The sequence below is a fragment of the Leifsonia sp. GW821-FHT13C09 genome, from assembly GCF_058806435.1.
The window spans coordinates 1-2,251 of sequence record NZ_JBXAPS010000031.1 but is presented as its reverse complement, the minus strand read 5'-3'; the positions used below and the strand labels follow the sequence as shown (position 1 = coordinate 2,251).

Annotated in this window: 3 protein-coding genes and 1 pseudogene; 2 read left to right on the top strand and 2 right to left on the bottom strand. The window is 63.4% G+C overall.

What is annotated here, in order from left to right; genetic code table 11:
- Positions 1-357: transposase (locus AC1ROW_RS22190; RefSeq protein ID WP_493021851.1), on the top strand; the 357-nt coding region annotated here is incomplete at its 5' end.
- Positions 354-1,232: an IS3 family transposase gene (locus AC1ROW_RS22185; RefSeq protein WP_493021855.1), complete on the top strand. Its 879-nt coding sequence runs from the start codon at positions 354-356 to the stop codon at positions 1,230-1,232. The genes AC1ROW_RS22190 and AC1ROW_RS22185, both read left to right, overlap by 4 nt.
- Before the next feature lie 170 nt (positions 1,233-1,402).
- Here AC1ROW_RS22185 and AC1ROW_RS22180 read toward each other — a convergent pair whose 3' ends face one another.
- Together AC1ROW_RS22180 and AC1ROW_RS22175 are read right to left on the bottom strand one after the other, a co-directional pair.
- Entirely contained in the window at positions 1,403-1,798 is a 396-nt protein-coding gene (locus tag AC1ROW_RS22180; protein ID WP_493021853.1) for an ImmA/IrrE family metallo-endopeptidase, read from the bottom strand.
- A gap of 111 nt (positions 1,799-1,909) precedes the next feature.
- Positions 1,910-2,149 (bottom strand): annotated as a pseudogene (locus tag AC1ROW_RS22175) (ArdC family protein); the annotation flags it as partial.
- Between the last annotated feature and the right edge of the window lie 102 nt (positions 2,150-2,251).

Sequence of the window (2,251 nt, the reverse complement as noted above, 5' to 3'; positions counted from 1 at the left end):
ATCATCGGCCTTGTTTGGTTCGGGAGGTTGGTCTTTATGGCTAGACGTTTCCCTCGGGAGTTCCGTGTTCGTGCGATTGAGTTAGTCCGGATCAGTGACCGCCCGTTGTCGCAGGTCGCCCGCGAGCTCGGCGTCTCCAACAGCGCGCTCTCGAGATGGGTGGCGGAGGACGACTTCGCCAAAGCCGAGGCGGAGAAGGCCTCCGGAGTGGTGCCGGTCCTGGACGCGGATGAGCAGGCCGAGCTGGTGCGGTTGCGCAGAGAAGTGCGCCGCCTGGAGACGGAGAACGAGATCCTGAAACGCGCGGCAGCGTATTTCGCGAAGGAGAACGTGCTCCCAAAACATCTTTCCGACTGATCGAGCAGCTGACGACCGAGAACCCTCACCGGTTCAAAGTCGCGACGGTCAGCCGGCTGTTAGGGGTCTCCCGCTCCGGCTACTACACCTGGGCCAAGCACCACGTCTCCGCCCGCAAAGCGAGGGATGAGGAGATCGCGGCGGTGATCGGACGGCTCCGAGCGGAGAAGGGCGCGTTCTTCCACACCTATGGGTCGCCGCGGATGCACGCCGAGCTGCGGATGGGGCACGGCTTTGCGATCGGCCGGAAACGGGTGGAGCGGATCATGCGCGAGCGCGGCTGGGCCGGCGCCGTCAAACGCAAGTTCCGGTTCCGCACCAACCCGGCCACCAGCGAGGACAAGGTCAACCGCAACTTCCACGTCCCCGGCCCGAACCGGCTCTGGTTGGGCGACATCACCGAACACCACACCGCCGAAGGGAAGGTCTACTGCGCCGTCGTCCTCGACGCTTACAGTCGGCTCGCGATCGGCTGGTCGATCGGCTCTCGGATGACCGCAGACCTCGTCGTCGACGCGTTGCAGATGGCCCGCTGGCGCAGGTTCGGGGTCCGCGGGGCGATCATGCACTCCGACCACGGTTCCCAATACACCTCCTGGGCCTTCACCTCCCGCGTCCACGAAGCCGGCCTGATCGCCTCCATGGGCAGCGTCGGCGACTGCTACGACAACGCGATGATGGAATCCTTCTGGTCCGGCATGCAGATCGAGCTCCTCGACACCCAGCCCTGGCAGTCCAGGCGCCAGTTGGGGACGGCGATGTTTTCCTGGATCGAAGCCTGGTACAACCCCCGCCGCCGGCACTCCTCGTTGGGCTACCACTCCCCGGCGGACTACGAGAAAATCGACCCGACGACAGTCACCCTGGCTGCCTGAAACGACACATCAAACTGTCCGAGGAACCGGGGGAAGATCATCCTTACTTCCTCCTCCATTCCTTCCTTTCCCTGTCGCCTCCGTCTTGCTTTATCTCCCGCCAGCCGTCCACAGCGGGCATGAAAGAACCCCGGCCCATCTGGGGTCGGGGTTCAGCCGCTGCGCCTGAGCTATTCGTGCTGCTCGATGATCTCCGCGATCGTGTGCGCGGTCTTGAGCACGCGTGTCGCCGTGTCTCGGATGACGGAGGTGTCTTCGTTCGCCCATCCCGTGATGTAACCGATGCTGTACGAGCTGGTGTCGAATCCGGTCAGGCCGGCAACGATAAAGGCGACCGACTCGGCTTCGACTTCCATCCGCCCCCGGTGCGCGCGGTACTCGTCTACGTCATCGATATGGTGCAGCTCGATGTGCGCGGTCTCATGGATCAGGGTCTTGGCCGCTTGCTCGACTGCGAGGTTCTCGGCCAGGGTGACCCGGTGCGATCCGGGGTCGGTGTATCCGCTCGCACTCGCGAGCGGCGCCCGCTGGATGCTCCATCCGTGCGTCTCGAGGTGGGCCGACAGAGGAGTGATGACGCCGTGGTCATCTTCGCCGATCAGGCGGCGCGTCGGGTCCTCCGGCAGCGGCTCGGCTCCCTCGATCGGATCCGTTTGGGCAATGTCGAAAACCGACAGTGTGGGGAAGTATCGAGTTGTTCGCTCGTCGCTCTCGACTGTCTCTTCTGTGTCTCTGTCCCGGGTCGCTGTCTTCGTTTCGCGGTACCCGAAGATCTTGATCGACCTTTCACCCTTGCGCACCTGGCGTCCCTTGATCTGCCATTGCCGGAATCCGGCGACCATGGTCGCGTCCGGGTTCTGGGACAGGATCAACAGCACATTGTTCAGGCTGTAGTTGTGGAAAGAGCGGGCGAACTCTAGAAATGCCCGCCACTGTCCGCTGCCGGCTAGCTGTACTGACCCGGATCGTTGTTGACGTAGGAGAGACCTCCGTAGTCGAGTTGGAGCTGTCTAGGTTCC